Raw genomic sequence first — 23,601 nt, forward strand, 5'->3', positions numbered from 1 at the left:
TTTGTCGTCATGCTCGGTCTTTTTTACTATACGATAATCTATACTCACATTATACATAACTTTGAGAAAAAAGGAAAATCAAATTTTCCATGGAGGGATGAGATTGAATAAATTAACAACTATTTACCCTCAAGCGGTTGAACAGACAAAAGTGAAAATCTATGAAGATATCGATCGATACCTTGAAACCAAAGAATCTCTGCCATCTTTTGAACAGTATTTAGCTGAGCGTAGTCATTATAGTGAGCAAATATGGGTAAATGTTTGGTTGAACAAAGTGACTAACGATGTGCCAAAGAACGAAAAGAAGCAATTTTTAAGTGAAAAAGGATTCGAAGTTCAAGGCATTGATCGTAAGCTCATCAATAAACTTTTTCGGGATGAGATGAGAAACTATTTGCCTTTTGATGCGATGGAATGGCTTCGAGAACAATTCGAGGGGCAAAAGGAAAAGTGGACTCACCGCTATCATGATGCCAAGGAGAACTTCGTAAAGCGGGAGGAAAAGAAAAAACTCGAAGAGCAGAGGCACTCGATTCAAACAGAAATAGAGGATGCTGCTGTTGGAATCCTGGAAGATCAATACGAGCTCTTTTATTTATATGTACGCTACTTTGCAGCCAAACAGCTCGATGCTGACATAAAAAATAATGTAAAGTTCCAATCAGTAGATACCTTTGCCCTTGAAGAAAAATTGGTGGACCAAGGGGCATTTAATCCGTCTGCTTATACAACTGTTGCCAGCTTTTTTGAAGAGCTAACAGGCGATATTCATAAAACTTTGCATTGGGGAAGAAGCTTTTATGAATACCAAACGTATTTTTTCGTCTATGAAAGCTTAATTTCTGATTATCTATCAGAGTTGATTCCTCAGAAAGTACTTGAACAGCTGCCGGATGAACTTAAAGAAGAGTTTTATGGAACCTTTCATGAACAATTATCAGCATCTTTTGTCAAAGGAAGCATCACACAGCCTTTATATGATGTAGAAAGTTATTTTATCGAAGATATCCAGCAAGAATATCTTACAGATTTATTAATGTTAGCAGAAATCCCTTTTGAGGAGGATGCCCATAGGGAAATCTTTGAAAAGGATTATCAGCAGAGAGAAATAAAGAAAAAGGCGGAAGAGAAAGAACTACAGCGTAAAAAAGAAGCGGAAGAACGAATGATGCGGGATATTTTTGGGGAAGAGTACGACCCTTCGTTAAGGCGGAATGTCCGCTATGTTCTGCATATTGGTGAAACCAATACTGGCAAAACTCATCATGCGCTAGAAAAAATGAAGGAGGCCTTAAGCGGTTTATATCTAGCACCGCTCCGCTTATTAGCTCTTGAGGTTTACGATAAGTTAAATGCCGAAGGAATACCTTGTTCATTAAAAACAGGAGAGGAAGAAAAAAACGTTGCAGGTGCGGAGCATATCTCTTGTACTGTCGAAATGTTTCATGAAAAAGAGTATTACGAGGTTGTGGTTATTGACGAAGCACAAATGTTAACGGACAAGGACCGTGGTTTTGCATGGTACAAGGCGATCACCAAGGCAAATGCAGCGGAGGTCCATATTATCGGCAGCCGCAATGCCAGGACCATGGTATTGCAGTTATTAGGTGATGCTAATATTGAAATTCACGAATATAGCCGTGACACCCCTTTGGAAGTAGAAAAGAAAGAGTTTAACATCAAACACGTTAAGAAAGGCGATGCCTTGATCTGTTTTTCAAGAAGACGCGTGCTTGAAACGGCCTCAAGGCTGCAAAATGATGGCCATTCAGTGAGTATGATTTACGGGAGCATGCCGCCGGAAACGAGGAAAAAACAGATAGAGCAATTTAATACCGGCAAGACCAAGGTGATTGTCGCGACAGATGCGATAGGAATGGGGTTAAACCTGCCAATTCGGCGGATTGTTTTTCTGGAAAATGATAAGTTTGATGGTACAAGAAGACGGCTGTTAACCTCTCAGGAAGTGAAGCAAATTGCCGGTCGTGCTGGCCGGAAAGGGATCTATGAAGTCGGCAAAGTCGCTTTCACGAGTGATATTAAGAAAATGCGTAATTTACTTGAGCAGGAAGATGAACCGGTTCATACCTTTGCCATCGCTCCAACCAATTCGGTCTTTGAACGCTTTCAACGTTATTATCATGACTTGGGAACATTTTTTGATCTGTGGGATAAATTTGAAAGTCCCAATGGCACGAAAAAAGCCTCCTTGTCAGAAGAAAAGTCTTTATATCAAATAATTGCGGGGACTGAAGTGGAGGCACGTCTCTCTCTAATGGACCTGTATGGATTTTTACACCTCCCTTTTTCAAAAAATGAATCTTCGTTAACAAGACAATGGGAGGATACAATGTACGCCCTAATTGAAGGCAGGGAGCTCCCGGAGCCGAGTGTAAGGGATAGAAGCTTGGAAGATTTGGAATTAAGCTATAAAGCGATTGGCCTGCACTTGCTATTCTTATATAGGTTAGATCAACGAACAGAAGCGATTTATTGGGAACGTCTGCGTGAAGAAGTGAGTGACCGGGTCCAAGATCGGCTTAAAACGGATATAAGAAAGTTTGTTAAAAAGTGCAAAACCTGCGGTAAAAAACTGCCATGGGATCATAACTTTCCAACCTGTGATGCTTGTCATGCTGCCAAGTATAAACGATATCGATATGGTGATGACTATTAAAATCAAGATTAAATAAATCATGATAGAATAGGCGCAAAATTATTCAGTATAAGGTAATCATCCTGAGTTCGTTTTGAGCTCAGGATTTTTAATAATCTTTTAAGAAAGGGACACACTCTTAAAAAAAGGGAAGGCTGGAACTAGGTTTGATTAGAATAGTTAAAAGTACTGTGATTATATTGACAACGATAGCTTTTACCTTAACGCCCTATACCCAAGTGAGGGCAATTACTGGAAATGCAAATATGACTCAGCAGCTTAATCAAATCATTATGAAGGATCCGGCCTTACAAGGGGCTATTGCCGGAATAAGTGTCAGGTCTGCTCAAAACGGGGCGATTCTCTATGACTACCAAGGTGATGTCCGCTTAAGACCTGCTTCTAATATGAAACTATTGACAGCGGCCGCGGCTCTCAAGGTCCTGGGTGAAAACTATACTTTTCTAACAGAAGTACAGACAGATGCAAAGGAAATCAAGAAAACTATGTCAGGGAATCTTTATTTAAAAGGAAATGGTGACCCGACCTTACTGAAAGAAGACTTTGAGAATATGGCAATGGCGATTAAAAAACTTGGTGTAAAGAAAATAAAAGGGAATTTGGTCGCGGATGACTCCCGCTATGACCATGTTCGTTATTCACTCGATATGCCGTGGAGTGACGAAACAACTTACTATGGTGCCCAGATTTCTGCTCTAACGGTTTCTCCTACAAAAGAATATGACTCAGGATCTATTCAGGTAAAGGTGCAACCTGGAACGAAGATCGGCGAACGGGTAAAAGTAACGGTCACCCCGGAAACCAATTATGTAAAAATAATGAATCGAGCGGTAACAGTGGCTGAGGATGGCAAAAAAAAGATTACCATTGAGCGGGAACACTCAAAAAACACGGTAACCATTGAAGGAACTCTTCCACTCAAAGCCAAAGATAAAAAGGAATGGATTGGTGTTTGGGAGCCAACTCGTTTTGCGGCAACAGTTTTTAGACAGGCATTAGCTGACCATGGGATTACTGTTACAGGAAAAATAAAAACCGGTCCTGTCCCTGAACAAGCAAAACTGTTAACCAAACATCAATCGATGCCATTATCGGAATTGCTTGTACCTTTTATGAAACTTAGCAATAATGTCCATGCCGAAATGTTAATCAAGGAAATGGGTATGGTGAAAGAAGGGGAAGGCAGCTGGGAGAAAGGGTTAGCGATTTTGAAATCAGAAGTGGCAAAGTTAGGGATTGATCCTAATACGATGGTGATAAGAGATGGGTCCGGCATCTCACATGTTGATTGTATTGCCGCCAATCAGCTTTCTTTTGCTTTATTTTCAGTCCAGAAGGAAAAATGGTTTCCAGTCTATTTAAATGCACTTCCAGTCGCAGGTAAACCTGAGAAAATGGTTGGTGGTTCGTTAAGAAAACGCATGAAAAATCCTAGCACGGCAGGAAGGGTAAAAGCAAAGACAGGGACTCTTTCAACCGTTACTTCCTTATCTGGATATGTGAATACGAAAAGTGGGCAAACCATGATATTTTCCATCCTATTAAATAACATGCTGGATGAAACAAAAGGAAAAAAAATTGAGGATACCCTAGTGACCATTTTAGCTAGTCAATAAATAAAAAATGAATAACCTGCTGTCGCATAGAAATCGGAACTGCTGCAAAAAATATCCCTTATTATAGTTTTCGGATGGGAAGGGAATAACTTATGATTTTCGGCAGTCATGTTAGCATTAAAGAGGGTTATCTAGGTGCTGCAAAACGAGCGGTTGCTAATCAGGCAACCGCTTTTCAATATTTTCCGAAAAACCCAAGAAGCCTGACAATTAAGGGATTTGATCAAGAGGATGCAAAAAGCTGTAAGGATTTTTGTCTAGGACATCAGCTTCTTTCAGTTGCTCATACCCCTTATTCCACCAGCTTAACCCCCTCAAAAGATAAGCAGGACCTAACGATTGGGTCTCTTCTAAATGATTTAGAAATTACAGACGCATGCGGCTCAATTGGCGTCGTTGTCCATTACGGCAGTCAAATCAGTAAAACAGACCCGCTTGCCAGCTATCATTTAATGTTAGAAATACTCAATAGTGTACTTAGTCAGTGGAACGGATGCTCTCTAATTCTCTTGGAAAATAATGCTGGGACAAAAGGAGCACTTGGGACAACCATTGAAGAACTTGTCCAAATTCGAAATCTATGTGAGTATCCTGAGAAAATCGGTTTTTGCCTGGACACTTGCCATGCATTTGCAAGTGGTCTTTGGAATGGGGAAAATACAAAGCAGTTAATTGAAAAGGGAGAGAACTTAGTATATTGGAAACATTTAAAGGTGATTCACTTAAATAACTCCAAGTTTCCTACAGGCTCCAAAAAAGATCGCCATGCCAATATCTTTAACAGCAGCAATGGATATATCAATGTGGAACAATTGAGACAACTTGTTACGTCACCTGTTTTGGAAGGAATCCCGTTGATCTTAGAGACGCCTGATGATGAGGGAGTAAGCCACAGAGAAGAAATCGAAATGCTTAAACAAAAATGGGAAAAGTAGTTTCTTGAAAATTTTTAGTATTACTTTTACTATAAAAATAATGAATATATAAAATAGTCTTTGTATTGAGTGAGAACGGAACTATGAATAAAAAGCAGGGACAACTTTTATCAGAGCGTTTTGAGGTAGCCTTCAATCAGGTTCATGATGCCTTAAGGGATATCGTTCAAATAAATGATGAGAGATTTGTAGTGTTAGTGATAGTCGGATCAAAAAAATACCAAATTATCGATACGTTTAAAAAAGATTTAGAGCAATATGCGAGGCTGAGAAATGCAATTGTCCATGAAAAGATGGAGGTGGGATTTTATATTGCTGAGCCGAATGCCAAGGTTGTTCATCATATTGAAAAAATTGCAAATGTGTTGAGCCGCCCTAATTATGCCCTAAGCATAGCCACCAAAAAGGTCGTTTACTTTGACTATCAGGACAGCATCTTACAAGTAACGGATGCGATTAAAAAGTACGGTTATTCTAAATTCCCAATCTATAAAAATAATAATTGTATCGGTCTTTTGACTGCTGGCACCATCATGAAATGGATGGTGCAAAATATGGAAAACGGCATGGTAAATCTATCAACAATTCGTGTTGCTGACATTATGGAGTTGGAAAAAGAACAGTTGCTAGAGATTGTCGCGAAAGATTTAAATATCTTTGAAATAGAAAATATCTTTGAAAAAGCTCATAAAAAGAAACGGAAAATCGAAGGCGTGATTATTACTGAAAACGGTAAGATAGATGAAGTTCCCTTAGGAATCATCACTGCCTGGGATCTGATTCAAATTGATTATACAATTGATTAAACTTAAAGGGCGGAAGACCAATATTTACAGACAGTCGACTCAAAGCCCTTTTTATATTGTTTAATAATAAAAAAACGCATGGCAAAATCACCATGCGTTTTAAGTTATTTTTAATTAGAAGTCAAACTCACTTAATTGGTCCATGTGGCTGGCAATCATGGCAATAATGGTAGACGCTTCTTCTTTGCTAAAAATAAAGTGGGATTCGTCCTTGATCAATTCATCATCCGTGGTCCAAATTCGGTTTACCCGTCTTAATACACCATCACCCGTTTCCTGCACAACTCCAAACTGATAGGTAACTTCCACTTCGTCTTCGTGCTTGAAAGCAGTCACCTCAGGTGTGGACCAGTCCACATCAATTTCCTCAAAAATATCATCTTCATTCATTTGTTCCGCTTCATAATATTCTTCGTCTATGTCGTCTTCAGGGGCTTCACAGTCTTCTTCATCATAAACTTCCTCTGACTGAAGATAGACCCCATCATCAGTATAATGATCATCCCCATTGATGTAGTCATGGAGACTAGCATGCACTTCATCGATAATCTCCTCAATATCTGAAAGAATGATTTTCGCCGTGTGTCCGCTGTCAACATCGAAGCTATCGACGTAAAACTCTTCATTTTGCGGATCAAAGAAAAGTGTGCAGAAAAAATCACGATCGAGCTCTTCTGTATCCACATCTGCAGTGTCTACAAAAAATTCAATCCTTGGATGTTTGGCAGCTCTTTCAATGGTCATTTGACCAACTTGATCATATTCTTCACAAATAGACTCTAGGTGATCTTGCAATTCAGCACATACTCTGTCAAACCATTCTAACGACATCAAACATCCCATCCTCTCAAAGGTTATCGAGGTTATTATTTCCAACTATCAGCTTTTTATGTTTAAAGACACTTCAATGAGCACATTGTATTGGTTTTTAACTTCTTTATGATACTATGTAGGGGATTAACCATTGAATAATGAGGTGTAGACATGAAAATTGAAGTTTGGTCTGACTATGTTTGTCCGTTTTGTTATATTGGAAAACGCCGTTTAGAACTGGCGTTAGAACAATTTTCACATAAAGAGCAGGTTGAAGTTGAATTCAAGGCCTTCGAACTAGATCCAAATTCCCCTGAATATAATGGGGAAAGTATTCATGAGGTATTGGCCAATAAGTATCGAATGAGTGTTGAACAGGCAAAACAGGCTAATCAAAATGTTGGAAACCAAGCCGAAACAGTCGGTTTAACGTATAATTTTGACGGGATGAAGCCAACCAATACATTTGATGCCCACCGCTTGGCGAAGTTTGCAAAAACGAAAGGAAAAGCTGCCGTCGTTTCTGAAAAGTTATTACAGGCTTACTTTACTGAAGCAAAACATATTGGGGATTTTGATACATTAGCAGACATTGCGGAAGCCTCAGGATTAAACCGCCAAGAGGCATTAAATGTCCTTCAGGACAAAACCGCTTTTGCTAATGAAGTCCGTGCTGACGAGGCTATAGCCCAGCAATACCAAATTGGCGGAGTACCGTATTTTGTCATTAACTCAAAGTACGCCATATCTGGCGCACAACCACTGGAAACATTCAAGGGTGCCTTACAAAAGGTTTGGGAGGAAGAAGCACCTAAACCGATGTTTCAAGATCTGTCAACCGAGCAGGATGTCAGCTGTGTGGATGGAAACTGTATTATTCCTGAAAAAGACTAGAATGGGTTTAGGTTATAATACAAGTGGGAAAGGCTCATTATAGCCTTTCCCACTTGTATTGGACTACCCCATTGCCATGGGTCTTCTTCTAATTCGATATTCCCACATATTCCCGCCATCCCAACAAATTTTTGTCTGGGTTTTCCCATGTACAGAATTTTGCCATCGGGAGTTTCGACAGGTCCGTGGATGTTTTACTGATGAAGGGTCGGATGGTAATAGGTCTAAGTCTGAGGCATGATCTTCAGAGGATATTTTATTTGAAGATGATTCTTGGGGGTCGTGAACATGAGACCCTAACATAAAATCCCAAAAGTTTCCTCCTCTTACCTCTTCTGTCCCATTTTGAAATCCTTCTGTCGAAGATTCACTCATATTTGTGCACCTCCTTTCAAACTTGAAAAGAGAATTACAATATCAATAACCGCTCTAACATCCACTCTTCTATTCCCAATTTACGTATAACAGACTGTCCAAGTTTGGGACAAAAGCCTATCAATATGAAAAAAAGGTGACAATAGTGGAAATGGTGCCTGGCACCATTTTTACTGAAACTGTGGTTTTAGTGAAATCTGCCAAGAATGCCAATCCCCTTCTAGTAAAACACTAATGCTAAAAAGGAGTGCATAACAGTGAAAGAAACTCTCAATTCTAAAGTAATCTCGGTCTTAGAAGACAAAATTCAATTAATCAAAACAGATAGAGGAGCTATATACTTGGTTGGCCCCATCCGTCTACCAGTAAATTTGTATGGGGAAACGGTTGTCTTTAAATGGTATTGCTGGCTGAATTGTGATGAAGTAACAGAGGATTTTCAAAAAATTATTGAAAAATTATCTTCGGCCAATTTAGCGGAATTTCAGCAATCCAGCGTCCTCGCTTACGGGGACTTTGAATATGGGGATGATGCGATTATCCGTTTTCACTCCATTTGCCATACAGGAGATATCTTTGGAAGTAAGCGATGTGATTGCGGCTTCCAATTAAAGCAATCCATGAAAATGATTGCAGAACACGGAACAGGTGCATTATTTTACTTAGCAAACCATGAAGGAAGGGGAATTGGTCTATTTAGTAAGGCAATGGCCTATATCCTCCAAGAGAACGGCTACGACACGGTGGAGGCTAATGAAGCCTTAGGCTTTGTGGATGATTCTAGAAATTATGGAGATGCCATTCGCGTCCTCAAGGCCTTACGCTCTAAACCAGTAACCCTAATTACCAACAATCCTAAAAAGCTTCACGCATTAAAGAATGCTGGATTAGAGGTATCAGGCAGAGAATCTCTTTGGGGAGATATATCAGAATACAATGAGAAGTATTTGAAAACCAAGATTAATAAGTCTGGTCATTTAAACGATGAAGGGACTTGCTGCAACGATTAAAGCTTCACTAAATTGACTGAGCTAATCTTTAGATGAGATTAGTTCTTTTTTTGTTTTGAAAACGCTTGCTTTTTAGGGAGGATATTCAAATTTTTTATCGAATATAAAAATTTGTAATATTATTCCACGTGAAAGAGGTCGAACGTATGTCTCTTGATCCGCAAACGAAAGCTTTATTAGATTATTTAGCTTCTTTAGGTACACCGCCATTAGAAACATTAACTCCTGAGTTAGCAAGAAAAGCATTTCAGCTTCCCCAAGGAGAAATCGAAGCAGTAGGAAGGGTGGAAGATAGGAAGATCCCTGGACCTGAGGGGGAAATTCCTGTTCGAGTCTATTATCCAAAAGAGGCTCAACCTAGCTATCCTGCTCTTGTTTATTTTCACGGCGGTGGATGGATGGTTGGCAATATAGAAACCCATGATAATATTTGTAGAGCGTTAACAAATTTGGCGAATTGTGTAACCATTTCTGTCGATTATCGATTAGCACCAGAACATAAATTTCCTGCTGCCGTTTATGATTGCTATGCCGCAGTCGAATATGTGTCAGAACATGCGGCAGAGTTTCAGGTGGACCCAGTAAGAATTGCCGTTGGCGGGGATAGTGCAGGAGGTAATTTAGCAGCTGTCATCTCAAATTTGGCCAAAGACAAACAGAAGCCGGCCGTTTGTTTCCAATTACTCCTGTATCCTGCCACGAATATTTGGGGTGAGCCTTCCCCATCCATGCTTGACAATGCCGAAGGTTATTTTTTAACTAGAGGAACAATGGAATGGTTCCTTAACTGTTATTCAAACGGGGAAGAAGAGGATAAGGGTAATCCACTTCTAGCACCAATTCATTATGAAAATTTCAGTGGTCTGCCGCCTGCACTGGTTATAACAGCAGAATATGACCCACTCCGAGATGAAGGAGAGCTTTATGCCAGGAAGTTGGAGGAGGCTGGGGTCAAGGTGGAATTAGTTCGGTACGATGGGACGATTCATGGTTTCATGAGTATGGCTTCTGTTATTTCACTTGGAAAGTCGGCCTTAGAAAAATCAGGCCATGCACTGAAAGAAGTGTTTTACCTAGCAAAAAGTCCCATCAAATAACTCATCTTTTTAAAGACATATGCGTTTTTGGCATATGTTTTTTTGAAAAGCGTAGCGGTTAAGTAGAATCGATGTTGAAGTGATGGTATGAATTCTCAAATATAATACAAAGGAGTGGATAATATGTTTTCACCACTAACTCCACTTGATTGGAAACGAAGAGCCATTAAGTATTATCCAAAGAAGACAGCAGTTATCGATGGTGAGAAGGAATTTACATACCAAGAATTTGGACAACGTGTCGACCAGCTTTCAACTGCCTTGTATCACGCAGGCATACAAGAAGCAGATCATGTGGCAGTGATGCTGCCAAACACCCATTATATGTTGGAGTGTTTTTATGGGATAAGCCAGCTTGGTGCGGTTATGGTACCGTTGAATTACCGATTATCGGCAAAAGATTTAGAATACATTATCCATCATAGCGATGCGAAAATGTTGATTGTGGATGAAGAGTTTACGAAACCATTTGAAGAAATTGTTGACAACTTGGCTTTGGAACAAATTATTATCGTACAAGTTCCTGGGCATACAACTACTTTAAACGGTTTAGATTATGAGGCTTTTCTTCAGCATACCGCAAGAAAAATCGATTTTCTCGAGGTTGAAATTGATGAAAATCAGCTGCTAACGTTGAATTACACAAGTGGGACCACTTCCAAACCAAAGGGAGTGATGCTTTCTCATCGCAGTAATTACCTGAATGCAGCTAATTTCATGTATCACTTAGGTGTCAACCTATATCTTCATACATTGCCCATGTTTCATGCAAATGGTTGGGGTGGTGTATGGTCGATTACTGCAGCTGGTGCTACCCATGTTTGCTTGCGTAAGGTAGACCCGCCTTTAATTCTAGATTTATTTGACAACAAAAAGATTTCCTTACTTTGTGGGGCACCAACCGTTGTGAATATGCTTATAAATGATCCAAAAGCAAAGGAAATAGAAGTGAAGACACATCCGCGCATGGCGACCGCTGGTGCTCCTCCAGCAGCAGCTTTAATTCAAAAAGCGCAGGATATACTAGGCCTAAGGATGATACACGTTTATGGTCTCACAGAAACTTCACCATTTATCCTTTATTGTGAATGGAAAAAAGAGTTTGATGGACGATCTGCTGACGATCAAGCAACCATTAAGGCAAGACAAGGGATTGAACTCGCCTTCAATGGGGAAACAAAGGTCGTTCGCCAGGACGGAGAAGAAGTGGACTGGAATGGAAGAGAGCTGGGTGAAATCGTGACCCGCGGCAATGTTGTCATGTCAGGATACTATAAAGATCCACAAAATACGGCTGCAGCTATAAGGGATGGCTGGTTCCATACCGGGGATTTGGCCGTCACTCATCCCGATGGGTACATTGAAATCCAGGACCGTGCCAAGGATTTAATTATCTCTGGTGGAGAAAATATCTCTTCAACAGAAGTAGAAGGCGTCTTATATAAGCATCCTGCTGTATTGGAAACGGCAGTAATTGCCATTCCGGATGAGAAATGGGGCGAAGTGCCAAAGGCTATTATTGTATTGAAACCGGAGGCAGTCGTGACGGAAGAGGAGGTAATCCAATTCTGCCGTGACAACATGACCCATTTTAAAGCGCCTAAAGCAGTAGAATTTGTTGAAGCCTTGCCCAAAACAGCAACTGGTAAATTGCAAAAATATCGTTTGCGTGAAATGTATTGGAAAGGGCCTAAGAAAGTAAATTAAAGAGAAAAAAAGGCAATGATTTTACAAGAAAAAATCACTGCCTTTTTTTAAATTATTCTTTGATGAATTCTTTCGTGCTTCTTACTGTATCAATTTGGCGGACTAATCTTTCAATTTGTTCACGTTTTGGTTCAAGGAATGGTGGTAAGGATAACTTCTCACCAAGTGTTTCATAGGGTTCGTCACCCATAAAACCAGGACCGTCAGTGGCAAACTCGAAAAGAATTTGCGGCGCTACTCGAACGTACAAGGAACCAAAGAAGTATCGGTCAACAAAACCTGAAGTTTGGAAACCGAAACCTTCCATTCGTCCAATCCATTCCTCTAATACTGAGCGGTCCTCCACGCGAAAGGCAGCATGATGGACAGTACCGAAACCTTGTCGTGCAGGAGGAAGGATGGCATTATACTCAACCACAACCTGAGCCCCGTTGCCCCCTTCACCAACTTCAAATAAATGAAACGATCCTTCATGAGCGATTTCCTTAAACATGAGTACCTTTTCCATCATTTCTTTAAAATAATCAAAATTTGCAACCCGGACAAAAATGGGACCCAATGCAGTAATGGCAAATTCCAATGGAATCGGTCCTTTTTGCCACGGAGTACCGGCAGCAATACCCTTGTTATTTTCATCTGAAATTAATTGATAGTGTTGATCATCAAAATCTACAAAGGACAATGTCTTTTTTCCAAACTGTTCCTTTATGCCAGTATGTTTAACCTCTAAACGGTCAAATCGTTTGACCCAGTATTCTAGTGCTGCATCACTTGGTACACGGAATGATGTTTTAAAAATTTCATTTGTTCCATGTACACCTTTTGGAATTCCAGGGAAGTCGAAAAATGTCATATCAGTACCAGGACTGCCGCTATCGTCTGCAAAAAATAGATGGTAGGTTTGGATATCATCTTGATTGACTGTCTTTTTTACAAGGCGCATCCCTAATACATATGTGAAAAATTGATAATTTTTTTCGGCACTGCTCGTAATGGCCGTAACATGGTGAATACCTTTAAGTTGATTCATCTTTATACACTCCTATAAGTCTATTTTGTCTATTCTTATTGTTCCAATTTTGGGATAAACCACTCTGTAGTATCTCAAAGTAATTTATCTTTAATTCGAGATAAATATATCATGTAATCTAATGGTTGTCAAAAACGAAATTGTCATGCGCTCTTAAAGTTATCACATTTAAAAGCGTATTAATGATGTAAATCACAATCTTAGAATATGGAAAGTGTTAAATTTTCCTAATTTAACAGGGAAAGGCGATTTTTATTTCTTGAAAATACGACAACAAAGGTCATTTCTAGTGGTTTCCTTCTTATTCTGTCGATAAAAAAGCTTAGGTCCTTCACAAAGCTGTAACAGCTTAGCCAGAAAAAAGGAAAAAATCGGAGATAATAATAGTATAAGGAGAACGAATTTTTCCCGAAGTACGAATGGTTGAAAAAATGAAAAGGAGGAGGTTGACAATGAAAAAGCAAAAGTGGATTGCCTTACTGTTGGCAGGCGGAAAAGGAACGAGATTAAATCTGTTAACCAAAACACTTGTGAAACCCGCTGTACCGTTTGGCGGAAAGTATCGCATTATTGACTTTGCTTTAAGTAATTGCAGGAATTCAGGGGTTGCCACTGTGGGGATATTGACACAATACAGACCGTATGAACTACATGCACATCTTGGACACTGCAGTTACTGGAATGATTACAACCGTAATGGCGGTCTTACGATTCTGCCACCCTATTCAAGGGGGAATTCAGGAGTAGAATGGTATGAAGGTACGGCTCATGCTGTATTCCAAAACATAGAATTTATTGAACATTATGACCCTGAAAATGTTCTCATTGTTTCGGGTGATCAAATTTATAAAATGGATTATTCATTGATGCTAGAACAGCATATCGAAACAAAGGCAGATTGTACGATTGCCGTTGTGGAAGTTCCCTGGGCAGATGCCAGTCGTTTTGGTCTAATGAAAATGGACCTGATGACTCACAGAATAACAAGTTTTGAAGAAAAGCCCCTAAAACCTACATCGAATTTAGCCTCAATGGGCATTTATATATTTAAATGGCCGATTCTAAAAGAATATTTGCTTCGTGAAGAATTAAAGGAATCTAGTCATAGAGATTTTGCCAAAGATATTATTCCTTCAATGTTAAGTGATGACCTAAAGCTTTGTGCTTATCTTTACCATAAATACTGGAGGGATGTTGGTACAGTTTATAGTTATTGGGAAGCGAACTTGGATTTATTAACTAGTGAAAAAAATATCTTTTTACAAAATCCAGATTGGAAAATTCATACTGCCCAGAATGATGAGCCGCCTTTATACTTTGATGAGCGGGCTAAAATGCACCAATGTATTGTAAGTGAAGGCTGTGAAATATACGGCACAATTGAACATTCAGTTTTGTACAGCGGTGTGAAGGTAGGAAAAGGAGCGCGGATCAAAAACGCTGTAATCCTGCCACATACTATTATAGGAGATAATGTCTGGATTGAGAATGCTGTTGTTGGAAGCCAAACACAGATTATGGATGGAGTCATCATCGTTTCAATAGATCCAGATGCTCATTTAATGGTCGTTGGTCATAATGAAATGATTGACCCTGCCTTACAAGAGTTTCCCCTTACGAACAAGGTGATATCGGTGGTGTCTTAGCTTTTAAAGAAGGTGTGGGATCCAAGAATCACATACCTTCTTTATTTTTTGAAATAAAAGAAATATTTTGTTTTTAACTCGTAAAATGGTAAACTATTAAAAATAATCTTACTAGAGGAGTTTGCAAAAATGATAAAAGCCATTTTTTTTGATTTAGATGATACGCTGCTATGGGACCAGAAGAGTGTGAAGGAGGCCTTTGCTGCAACGTGTAAGGTCGCCGAGGAACGCTATGGTATAGATGCCGAGCAATTAGAAGAGGCTGTACGTGAGGCGGCAAGAACCATTTATTCGTCCTATGAATTTTATCCCTTTACACAAATGATAGGGATTAATCCGTTTGAGGGACTATGGGGTAATTTTTCTGATGAAAATCTTGAGGATTTCAAAAAAATGAAGGTGACAGTACCGAATTACAGAAAAGATGCTTGGACCGCAGGTTTAAAGAAAATGGGTATTGATGACCCTGAGTTTGGACTTGAATTGGCAGAACGTTTCCCCGAGGAGCGCAAAAAGAGCCCGTTTGTATACGAAGAAACGTTTGAAATTCTCGATTCATTAAAAGAAAACTACCAGCTTCTCCTTTTAACAAATGGTTCACCAGAGCTTCAAAACACGAAATTAGAAATCACTCCAGAGCTTGTTCCTTATTTTGACCAAATTGTTATTTCAGGTGATTTTGGTAGAGGAAAACCTGACCCGTCTATATTTGAACATGCCTTATCCCTTATGACATTACAAAAAGATGAGGTGATTATGGTCGGGGATAATTTGATGACCGATGTATTAGGGGCCAATCGCGCCGGCATCAAAACGGTATGGATTAACCGCCATGATAAGGAGCGGAATGAAGTGATTCCTACTTATGAAATTAAGCATTTGGAAGAACTTTTTCCTATCTTAGCTGATTTAACGGGAAAATAAACCAATTATTTTTTGTAACTATTCCCCCTTTTTCTGCGACTATTTAGCTGATACTAAAAATAATCATAGAAAAAGGGGATCCATATAAATGAAAAAGAAATTACTTCTTGTCATTACATCGGCTCTGCTTGTAGGTTTATTGTCCGGGTGTGGTGAGGGTGAAAAGACCAATGCTAGTTCGGAAGTCAGCAAGAGTGCCCCCCCAAACCAAAATGAAATTGCTGCTAATTTTCTTCCCGAAATTGCTTTAAAAGTAGAAAATGGAAAAACGTTAGTCCGCTATACCGTGAAAAATATCTCTGGAGAACCTAAGAAACTTACGTTTCGTACGGGGTTAGAGGCCGATTATATTGTCTATGATGCTTCAGGTAAAAAGATCAAACAATATTCTGATGAAGTGATGTCCACTCAAGTGATTAAAGAGATGATATTAGAAAATAATCAAACCATCACTAAGAATTTTATCATTACGGGTCTGCCTAATGGGAAGTATAGGCTTGAGGTGTTTTTGACGGCTAAAGAAGAACAAGCAAAGGCTGTAACCGCATTAACCATTAAGAATACTTCTTCAAACGGGCAATAGGCAATTCAAACATAAATCATCTCCACTCGGGTGGAGTTTTTTTATGACGAGATTCATTATTTTTTTTGCAGAATCCTTATAAAAATAGTTATACAGTTCTTTGATATGAGGTGTTCGCTGTTGGAGTTAAGACAACTGAAATTATTTTCTGAAGTGGCAAAACATAAGAGTATTACCAAAGCAGCCGAAGCAATGCATTTGTCGCAGCCTGCTTTGAGCAAGTCGATTATGGCATTAGAAGAAGAGCTTGGTATGACGTTAATCATTCGGACCAATAAAACGAGTGATTTAACGGATGCAGGCAGAGTGGTCCTTGAATATGCACAAAAGATGAATGGTCTTTTAGACGAAATGAAAACCACTCTAAACGATATGACTAATTTAACAAGAGGGCAGATTAATATTGGGCTTCCACCGTTTATAGGCAGCCTGTTTTTCCCGCGGGTGATGGCAAAGTTTCACCACGCTTACCCTAATATTGAACTCAATATTACTGAATATGGCGGGGCAAGGGTGGTAAAGAGTGTGGAGGAAGGAGAATTCGAACTCGGTGTCGCCGTTCTGCCAATTGATGAACAGCTCTTTGATATCTATCCGATCGTGGAAGAGGAAATGAAGCTGTTAGTTTACAAAGAACATCGATTGGCGATGCGAAAGGTAGTTGACATGGCGGAATTAAAGGAAGAAGAATTTATCTTTTATCACGAAGAGTTTGCGCTCAATCAAATAATGAGGAACCAGTGTATTACAGCAGGGTTTGAACCGAAAATTTTGTTTAAAAGCTCCCAATGGGATCTTATGACAGAGATGGTGGCTGCAAATCTTGGTATAACGATTCTTCCACATTCTATTTGTAACCGGGTCTTTAATAATGAAATAGAGGTAATTGACCTTAAACAAAAAATTCTCTGGCGCTTGGCAGTGCTTACAAAAAAAGACAAATACATCTCAAATGCAGGCAGGACCTTTATTGATTTTATTTTAAAAGATCCATTATAACTTTTGGTTATGCAATTTATTCGTAATATGTATTTTACGAATGATAAGAATCAGCGTAGGATTACTCTATAGTTAATTTCGTGGAGCAATAAGGAGAAAAATAACTCCTTTTTTTGCATATAGAAAGGGTCATGACGATGAGACTAGGAGTAATCATATTACAAGTTCTATTTTTGCATGTGTTTTTATTTTTAGGAGCTGCCCTAAAAGAAGTGTTACCACTTCCAATCCCAGCTTCGATGTTTGGCTTATTCCTCCTGTTTCTTGCACTTTGCTTTAAAATTATTAAGCTTGAGTGGGTAGAAAAAGGGGCCAATTGGTTATTAGCTGAGCTGTTGCTTTTCTTTATCCCATCTGCAGTTGGGATTGTGAATTATGATGAAATTTTAAGCATACAAGGAGCTGAGATTGTCGGATTAATTGGGATTAGTACAATTATTGTCATGGGTATGACGGCAGTAACAGCAGAAAAAATAAGTGGACGAAAAAGGAGTGAGCAGCATTGATGATGATTGTATTTACCATAGCGACGTATCTGATCTATCGTTTTTCAAAAATGGTCTATGGAAAATGGAGCATGCCGTTATTTCATCCATTATTGCTATCACCGATTTTATTAATTGTGCTTATTACTGCTACGCATGTGTCTGCCAATCAATACCTGCATGACTCTAAATGGCTGATTCATTTACTTGGTCCTGCGACGGTTGCCTTTGCGGTGCCGATTTATAAAAACTTGGCTGTGATAAAAAAATATATTGGGACTATTGTTATTAGTATTACATGTGGTTCACTCGTGGCCATTTTTTCTACTTTCGGTTTGTCTAAATTGTTTCATTTGAAAACCGATTTTATTATTTCTATTTTGCCAAGGTCGATCACCACTCCCATTGCTATCGAGGTTTCAAAGGAAATTGGAGGTCTGCCAACATTAACAACGGTGTTCGTTATTATTACGGGGATCGTTGGCGGTATTGTTGGTCCTTCGGTTATTAAAGGGCTGTCGATTAAAACACCAATTGCAAGAGGACTTGCGTTAGGCATGGGGGCCCATGGTGTTGGAACTAATAAGGCGATGGAATACGGTAAACAAGAAGCTACTTTTTCATCGTTAGCAATGATTTTTGCGGCATTGATCACCTTGGTTTGGGGAGCTTTACTAATTCCTTCTTTAATGAATTTCCATCATATATTTTAAATTCTTGTGGCTGTCATTTTATAATGGCGGCTATTTTGTTTTTACTAACAAATCTACTTAGGATTTCGTTTTAATAATTGTACTTATTTAAGGGATAAACGAAAAGGTGAAAACATAGAATGAAGGGGTTGTTTCTATAGTTTATATTCATGTAACCAAGGAGGAAAATAAATGCTACGTAATGTCATCGTGGTCAGGGATAATGAAGAAAGTGTCAAGAATGCCATCCGAGAGATATTACGCTCTAAACATAAGGGACATGAGGTTGCCCTTGATTTGACAAGGATAACGGATAGAGAGAGAAAAAGAGAGGTTATGAAACAATTAACAAGGTTTTAGGACTTGAGGCAGAAAGGTGCCTTTTTTTATTGCTGCAAAAAAGGGAAACGAGAATGATACATTCCCCATTTCCCTCTAAGTAAGGATTAGTCAAGCATCCCTAATAATTGACGGACTGCATGGGCAAACCCGTCTTCATCATTGGTCTTCGTAACAATATCTGCTGCTTGCTGCACCTGCATGGGGGCATTTCCCATCGCGACAGCAGTTGTTGCTACCTCAAATTGAGCTATATCGTTTCCTCCATCACCAAAGGCGATAATCTCATCGAAGGTTAGACCCATCATGTCCTGGTAGCGTAATAAAGCCTTACCTTTATGCGCTTCGTTTGAGGTGATTTCCACATTATTTGGATGGGATGAAGCCACGGAAATTGGAAATTTTCCCGCTAATGCTCGTTTAACGTCGTCAATTTTATCAAGTTGATCAGGGTGAACGAGTGCAATTAATTTGTAAATTTTTAAGTCCTTAAGTTCAAGTATTTTATCATAGTTGAATTCATTAAATAGTCTGTCGAGTTCTTGTCTACTTTTTTCATGTAACGGTGGCAGTGTTGATGGCAGGCCTCCATGATTTGTGTATACGAGGATCCCTACATTCATTTCTTTTAAAATCGAAAAAATGTCCTTATAGACATCAATAGATAAAGTGGCTTCAAATAAAACTTCTTTATCAGCTGAGTACAGGACGGATCCATTGATGCAAAAGATCGGCATATTCATCTTTTGGACTGCCGCTAATTTAATCACGTCCGCATATGCACGGCCAGTGTTTAATATTAAACAATGACCTTGTGCCGCTAGTTCATTTAAGACTTTCACACTTTCCTCAGTAATTTCATGTCCAGAGTTTAACAGAGTACCGTCTAAATCAATTGAGATACATTTCATAAGTGTCTTTTATTCCTTTCCATTATGCATAAAAATACTATAGCAGATTTAAAAACCACTGCCAATTAAACCTTTAGAAAGATGTGCTTTAATCTTTAGCAAATTACTGTTTAAATTTACTGTAAAAAGTGTGGAAAAGTGAATAATGGTGACAGGCACCAGAAAAAAGGCAAGCCTTGTTAACAGGCTTGCCTTTTGATCTATACGAGATTTATTAGTAGGCGCGAATTTTAGCCGCGTCTGCCGCCTCGGCCACCGCGTTTTGTTTCGGTATTGCGTTTGAGGCTTGATAAATTCTCTTCACTAGCCTTTAAGAACTTGGCCATTTTATCTTCGAAGCTTTCCTTTGGCTTAAAGTTCCCTTTTGAACGGAAATCCTTCGAACGGCTGTCTCCTCCTCTACCTTGACGCTGTGGGCGCTGTGAATAAGAAGAAGTTTGTCCTTCGGGCTTATCAATTGCTTTTTTAATGGACAGGGCAGTTTTTCCGTCTTTCTCACTAATAACTTTTACCTCAACTACATCGCCAATCTTAAGATGATCATTAACATCCTTTACATAGCTATCTGCAACCTCACTAATATGCACTAAGCCGGTTGTACCGCCTGGCAATTCTACAAATGCTCCAAAATTAGTGATACCGGTTACTTTACCTTGTACTTTACTGCCTACTTCAACTGACATAAAAATAAGTTTCCCCCTCATAAATGTTAAAGACACTTTATTATACCAAAAACTTTAGAAAAATAACATATAGTCTATTTCATCTATTTTGCCAATTCATACCTAGTTTCGACATCAGCGATTTTAATCTGATTGTAGCCTCATACATGCTACTTAGGGCCATATGTAAAAGCTTCACAGGAATGTAACATATCCCCTGAAATACTTGGGAAGGGGAGGAAATAATAGTAGTGTAATGAGATGCAATGAACCAAATAAATTCCGATTGGGGTTTACTTATCTATAGGAGGTGGATTAGGCTCGTTTAGAAAGTTAGAATACTTTGCTGGCAGGAAGGAGGTACATTTTTCTTAAAATAAAATCCAATAAACCACAAAAATAAATCGGAATTTAAGAATCTAGGCTGATTGTTTGCATTTCATTCAATATAATGCAAGTGATGGAGTTTGGGTGGTCATTAGAGCTTTCATCGTAATCGCAAAACTTTATATCTAAAATGGTTGCTTGCCATAGTTACAACAGGATTACAGAGCATTACAACAACTTCATAAAAATGCGGTCAATCCAATAAAATGCCTCTAATATAGCAACATCTGAAAATGGGGGAAATGAGGGATGCGAATGGTATGAACATTTTTAACAGCGAGTCAGCCAAAATAGCTGACTCGCTTTATATTTAAAATGGTTATGAATGATAGAACAGTCACGTATAAGTAGTATGAATATGGAATGACCGTTGAAAGGGGAAGTGATTATGACCAATCAAACAGGACCATATAATATTTATAGCTACTTCGTGGGTTACAATCCTCCGACTTCCATAAATCCCAATCCTGTTTTTCCGAAAATAAAAAGAACCGCTTTTCTAAGTCCCTTCACCTTTGTGGTGGGAGATGTGACGATCTGCGAAAATACCTATGTTGGCCCTTTCGTAAGCATTCGTGCTGACGAGGGTACCCCATTTTATATTGACAGGGATTGTAATCTCCAAGATGGCGTCATCCTGCATGGTCTAAAAAATAAGCATGTGGATGTTAATGGTGAAAAATATTCAATCCATATAGGACCAAGAGTTTCTTGTGCACATGGTTCTTTGATTCATGGTCCCAGTAAGATTGATCAAGATGTGTTTGTTGGTTTTAAGGCAATCGTTTATAACGCACAGGTGGGAAAAGGGAGCTTTATCTCCACAGATGCAGTTGTTACTGGAGGTGTCACCTTGAAATCCCACAGCTTTGTACCGCCTGGAGCTCATATTGATACGCAAGCAAAAGCTGATTCTTTATCTCTCGTTCCAAAAACGGAAGAAGAGTTTACAAAAGAAGTACAGAGGGTGAATCAGGAATTCCCATCGGCCTATTCTTTGTTATTCGGGAAAACTAGGTGTTCTTGTGGGTTATCGTATTGATTTTATGGATAGGAATAAGATACTTTTCCATCGGTGAAACTACCTTTTGTTTACTATTTGACGAAATGGGGACTAACAATGAAGGAAGTTTTACAGCAGGTAAAAGAAGAATTAGAAAAGGCGTATGACCGTCCGCAATCGACTGACCTGGATCGTTGTATTGTCCAGCTTCAGCAAGCTTTGGAACAGAATGGCGATAAAGGAACAATGATTGAGGATTGTATCCGTGCTTTCACGCAAGCGAGAAATGCAGTGGGGGCATTGGAAAAGGCAGGAGATGTCTCGTCTGCCGCAGCCTTCGGGGAAGCCTATAATGCCTTGGATCAAGCAATTGAGTCCTATACCGATTAATAATGCCCATTAAACCTCTAGAAAGGGCTAGAGGCTTCAGTATGTATAAAAGAATGAACAGGTTGAAAAGGTCCATAATAAAACGTAAAGGAGGCGTGAGCAATGGATGGAAAATATAATACTAACGATGACGCGAATCTTGAGATGAAAGAGGCCCTTAGAAATAGCCCACCGAAGAAAAATCCAAATATGAGTGAAGCAGAGTATAAATTAAAGGTATTAGGATTAGGGAAGAAAAGTTAATTGAGCCAAGTCTTCCTTGGAGGTGATAACATGCCGCGAAATAATCCGGTTGAATATACAGGCAGGGTTCTCGACCAAAGAAATGATCTGACTGGTCCCAATGATGGGAAGGCTACGTATCCTGAACGGCCAAAAAATGTACCGATCCAGGATCCTAATAAAAAGGATAAATAACATAATGGAGGCTGCCATATTTGGCAGCCTCTTATTTTTAAAATAGAAGCAGTGTCAGGAAACATTTAGTACAACCTAAGCATATAAGTTTGTTTCCTTTATCTCAATTGATACTATAGTAATAAATCTTCAACACGAAAGGATATTTGTGATATGGCAACCATTCATATACCTGTTTCGGTATTAAATCTTGCCCCGATCCGTGAAGGACAGGACGCTAAACAAGCAATTGAGTCAATGGTAGACCTTGCTCAAGCAGTAGAAAAAATGGGCTATCAACGCTATTGGATTGCGGAGCATCATAATACTTCGACACTGGTCAGTTCAGCAACATCTATTTTAATCCAACATACATTGGAACATACGAGCCAAATTCGAGTGGGGTCTGGAGGAATTATGCTGCCAAATCATACACCTCTTGTGGTCGCTGAACAATTCGGTACAATGGCAACCATGTTTCCAAATCGTGTCGATCTTGGCCTGGGACGCGCACCTGGAACGGATATGATGACAGCGAGCGCCTTAAGACGCTCAAAGAATGATTCAGTTTACACTTTTCCACAGGACGTCCAAGCATTGCTTACTTATTTAGGGCCAATTGAGCAGCAAAGTTATGTTAAAGCGTATCCAGGAGTAGCTACAAACATTCCAATCTATATTTTAGGATCCTCAACAGATTCAGCTTATTTGGCGGCAAGTTTAGGTCTGCCATATGTTTTTGCCTCTCACTTTGCGCCGAGATATATGGAAGAGGCGATTTCGATTTATCGGGAGCGATTCCAGCCATCTGAGTATCTCGACAAACCATATATGATGGTGTGCTTAAATGTGATTGCGGCTGAAACAGATGAGGAAGCGAAATGGCTGTCAACAACTAAGGAGCAATTCTTCCTAAATGTTGTCCGCGGGACACAAAATCCGTTACGCCCTCCTGTCGAAAATTTAGATGAGCTATGGAGTCCGATGGAAAAAGAAATGGCTGCTTCGATGTCGAGTGTCACATTGCTGGGAAGCAAGGAAACCATTCGTCAGCAATTATCAAATTTCCAAGACAGATACGAGGTCGACGAAATTATGGCGGTATCTTATATTTTTGACCAAGAAAAACAAAAACGCTCTTATGAGATTTTTAAAGAAATCGTGGATGGAAAGTAAACATTGAAAAAAAATCACCCTCTCATGTGAACTATAACCCGAATA

Annotated in this window: 25 protein-coding genes; 20 read left to right on the top strand and 5 right to left on the bottom strand. The window is 39.3% G+C overall.

All coding sequences use genetic code 11. The annotated features are described in order from the left end of the window. The first annotated feature begins 103 nt into the window (after nt 1–103). From V7266_RS18800 to V7266_RS18815, 4 genes are all read left to right on the top strand, one after another. Nucleotides 104–2,680, top strand: coding sequence for a DEAD/DEAH box helicase (locus V7266_RS18800; protein WP_335469837.1), 2,577 nt, complete (start codon nt 104–106; stop codon nt 2,678–2,680). A gap of 146 nt (nt 2,681–2,826) precedes the next feature. Beyond that, nucleotides 2,827–4,296, top strand: coding sequence for a D-alanyl-D-alanine carboxypeptidase/D-alanyl-D-alanine endopeptidase (dacB, locus tag V7266_RS18805; RefSeq protein WP_335469839.1), 1,470 nt, complete (start codon nt 2,827–2,829; stop codon nt 4,294–4,296). Nucleotides 4,297–4,388: 92 nt separating this feature from the next. Further along, complete coding sequence (locus V7266_RS18810; RefSeq protein ID WP_335469841.1) at nt 4,389–5,231, top strand: deoxyribonuclease IV; 843 nt, start codon at nt 4,389–4,391, stop codon at nt 5,229–5,231. Between the two features lie 83 nt (nt 5,232–5,314). Further along, the gene (locus tag V7266_RS18815) at nt 5,315–6,037 is read left to right on the top strand and encodes a CBS domain-containing protein (RefSeq protein ID WP_335469843.1); all 723 of its coding nucleotides are present in this window, start codon (nt 5,315–5,317) and stop codon (nt 6,035–6,037) included. Between the two features lie 114 nt (nt 6,038–6,151). Here V7266_RS18815 and V7266_RS18820 read toward each other — a convergent pair whose 3' ends face one another. Then, nucleotides 6,152–6,868, bottom strand: a complete 717-nt coding sequence (locus V7266_RS18820; RefSeq protein WP_335469845.1) for a hypothetical protein — start codon at nt 6,866–6,868, stop codon at nt 6,152–6,154. Between the two features lie 153 nt (nt 6,869–7,021). Between V7266_RS18820 and V7266_RS18825 the strand changes: the two genes are divergently transcribed. Next, nucleotides 7,022–7,744 carry a DsbA family oxidoreductase gene (locus V7266_RS18825; RefSeq protein WP_335469849.1) on the top strand — a complete coding sequence of 241 codons (723 nt, stop codon included), beginning with the start codon at nt 7,022–7,024 and terminating at the stop codon, nt 7,742–7,744. A gap of 63 nt (nt 7,745–7,807) precedes the next feature. Here V7266_RS18825 and V7266_RS18830 read toward each other — a convergent pair whose 3' ends face one another. Further along, entirely contained in the window at nt 7,808–8,119 is a 312-nt protein-coding gene (locus V7266_RS18830; protein ID WP_335469850.1) for a hypothetical protein, read from the bottom strand. Nucleotides 8,120–8,376: 257 nt separating this feature from the next. Between V7266_RS18830 and V7266_RS18835 the strand changes: the two genes are divergently transcribed. The 3 genes from V7266_RS18835 to V7266_RS18845 all read left to right on the top strand — a co-directional run bounded on the left by V7266_RS18835 (nt 8,377) and on the right by V7266_RS18845 (nt 11,933). Beyond that, complete coding sequence (locus tag V7266_RS18835; RefSeq protein ID WP_420491449.1) at nt 8,377–9,129, top strand: GTP cyclohydrolase II; 753 nt, start codon at nt 8,377–8,379, stop codon at nt 9,127–9,129. A 146-nt stretch (nt 9,130–9,275) separates the two neighbouring features. Further along, entirely contained in the window at nt 9,276–10,226 is a 951-nt protein-coding gene (locus V7266_RS18840; RefSeq protein WP_335469852.1) for an alpha/beta hydrolase, read from the top strand. Between the two features lie 123 nt (nt 10,227–10,349). Further along, complete coding sequence (locus tag V7266_RS18845; RefSeq protein WP_335469853.1) at nt 10,350–11,933, top strand: long-chain-fatty-acid--CoA ligase; 1,584 nt, start codon at nt 10,350–10,352, stop codon at nt 11,931–11,933. A gap of 52 nt (nt 11,934–11,985) precedes the next feature. On the opposite strand, the gene V7266_RS18850 is transcribed toward V7266_RS18845, so the two are convergent. Next, nucleotides 11,986–12,963 (bottom strand): ring-cleaving dioxygenase, encoded by a 978-nt coding sequence (locus tag V7266_RS18850; protein ID WP_335469854.1) that lies wholly within the window; start codon nt 12,961–12,963, stop codon nt 11,986–11,988. Nucleotides 12,964–13,415: 452 nt separating this feature from the next. Here V7266_RS18850 and V7266_RS18855 point away from each other — a divergent pair, with 452 nt between their 5' ends. From V7266_RS18855 to V7266_RS18885, 7 genes are all read left to right on the top strand, one after another. Then, nucleotides 13,416–14,609: a glucose-1-phosphate adenylyltransferase gene (locus tag V7266_RS18855; RefSeq protein WP_335469856.1), complete on the top strand. Its 1,194-nt coding sequence runs from the start codon at nt 13,416–13,418 to the stop codon at nt 14,607–14,609. A 129-nt stretch (nt 14,610–14,738) separates the two neighbouring features. Further along, complete coding sequence (locus V7266_RS18860) at nt 14,739–15,533, top strand: HAD family hydrolase (RefSeq protein ID WP_335469858.1); 795 nt, start codon at nt 14,739–14,741, stop codon at nt 15,531–15,533. Nucleotides 15,534–15,621: 88 nt separating this feature from the next. Further along, on the top strand, nt 15,622–16,116 hold the full coding sequence (locus tag V7266_RS18865) for a BsuPI-related putative proteinase inhibitor (protein WP_335469860.1): 495 nt from the start codon (nt 15,622–15,624) through the stop codon (nt 16,114–16,116). A 120-nt stretch (nt 16,117–16,236) separates the two neighbouring features. After that, nucleotides 16,237–17,115, top strand: a complete 879-nt coding sequence (locus tag V7266_RS18870) for a LysR family transcriptional regulator (RefSeq protein WP_335469862.1) — start codon at nt 16,237–16,239, stop codon at nt 17,113–17,115. Nucleotides 17,116–17,252: 137 nt separating this feature from the next. Further along, nucleotides 17,253–17,621 (top strand): CidA/LrgA family protein, encoded by a 369-nt coding sequence (locus tag V7266_RS18875; RefSeq protein ID WP_335469864.1) that lies wholly within the window; start codon nt 17,253–17,255, stop codon nt 17,619–17,621. After that, entirely contained in the window at nt 17,621–18,313 is a 693-nt protein-coding gene (locus V7266_RS18880) for an LrgB family protein (RefSeq protein ID WP_335469883.1), read from the top strand. Before V7266_RS18875 ends, V7266_RS18880 begins: the two co-directional genes overlap by 1 nt. 171 nt (nt 18,314–18,484) lie before the next feature. Continuing rightward, the gene (locus V7266_RS18885; RefSeq protein ID WP_335469865.1) at nt 18,485–18,652 is read left to right on the top strand and encodes a hypothetical protein; all 168 of its coding nucleotides are present in this window, start codon (nt 18,485–18,487) and stop codon (nt 18,650–18,652) included. A gap of 86 nt (nt 18,653–18,738) precedes the next feature. Here the strand turns inward: V7266_RS18885 and V7266_RS18890 are convergent, their stop codons facing one another. Both V7266_RS18890 and V7266_RS18895 read right to left on the bottom strand, forming a co-directional pair. Further along, nucleotides 18,739–19,542, bottom strand: a complete 804-nt coding sequence (locus tag V7266_RS18890; protein ID WP_335469866.1) for an HAD family hydrolase — start codon at nt 19,540–19,542, stop codon at nt 18,739–18,741. A 230-nt stretch (nt 19,543–19,772) separates the two neighbouring features. After that, nucleotides 19,773–20,225, bottom strand: a complete 453-nt coding sequence (locus tag V7266_RS18895) for a S1 domain-containing RNA-binding protein (RefSeq protein ID WP_335469867.1) — start codon at nt 20,223–20,225, stop codon at nt 19,773–19,775. 754 nt (nt 20,226–20,979) lie between these two features. Here V7266_RS18895 and V7266_RS18900 point away from each other — a divergent pair. The 5 genes from V7266_RS18900 to V7266_RS18920 all read left to right on the top strand — a co-directional run bounded on the left by V7266_RS18900 (nt 20,980) and on the right by V7266_RS18920 (nt 23,556). Then, nucleotides 20,980–21,633: a carbonate dehydratase gene (locus V7266_RS18900; protein WP_335469868.1), complete on the top strand. Its 654-nt coding sequence runs from the start codon at nt 20,980–20,982 to the stop codon at nt 21,631–21,633. Nucleotides 21,634–21,711: 78 nt separating this feature from the next. After that, nucleotides 21,712–21,984 carry a hypothetical protein gene (locus tag V7266_RS18905; RefSeq protein ID WP_335469870.1) on the top strand — a complete coding sequence of 91 codons (273 nt, stop codon included), beginning with the start codon at nt 21,712–21,714 and terminating at the stop codon, nt 21,982–21,984. 102 nt (nt 21,985–22,086) lie between these two features. Beyond that, nucleotides 22,087–22,227, top strand: a complete 141-nt coding sequence (locus V7266_RS18910; protein WP_335469872.1) for a hypothetical protein — start codon at nt 22,087–22,089, stop codon at nt 22,225–22,227. A gap of 30 nt (nt 22,228–22,257) precedes the next feature. Beyond that, a complete protein-coding gene (locus V7266_RS18915) occupies nt 22,258–22,401 on the top strand; it encodes a hypothetical protein (RefSeq protein ID WP_335469873.1) in 144 nt (47 codons plus the stop codon). 153 nt (nt 22,402–22,554) lie between these two features. Beyond that, nucleotides 22,555–23,556 carry an LLM class flavin-dependent oxidoreductase gene (locus V7266_RS18920; RefSeq protein WP_335469874.1) on the top strand — a complete coding sequence of 334 codons (1,002 nt, stop codon included), beginning with the start codon at nt 22,555–22,557 and terminating at the stop codon, nt 23,554–23,556. Nucleotides 23,557–23,601 lie beyond the last annotated feature (45 nt).

The sequence above is a fragment of the Neobacillus drentensis genome (assembly GCF_036965645.1).
Classification (GTDB): domain Bacteria; phylum Bacillota; class Bacilli; order Bacillales; family Cytobacillaceae; genus Neobacillus; species Neobacillus drentensis_D.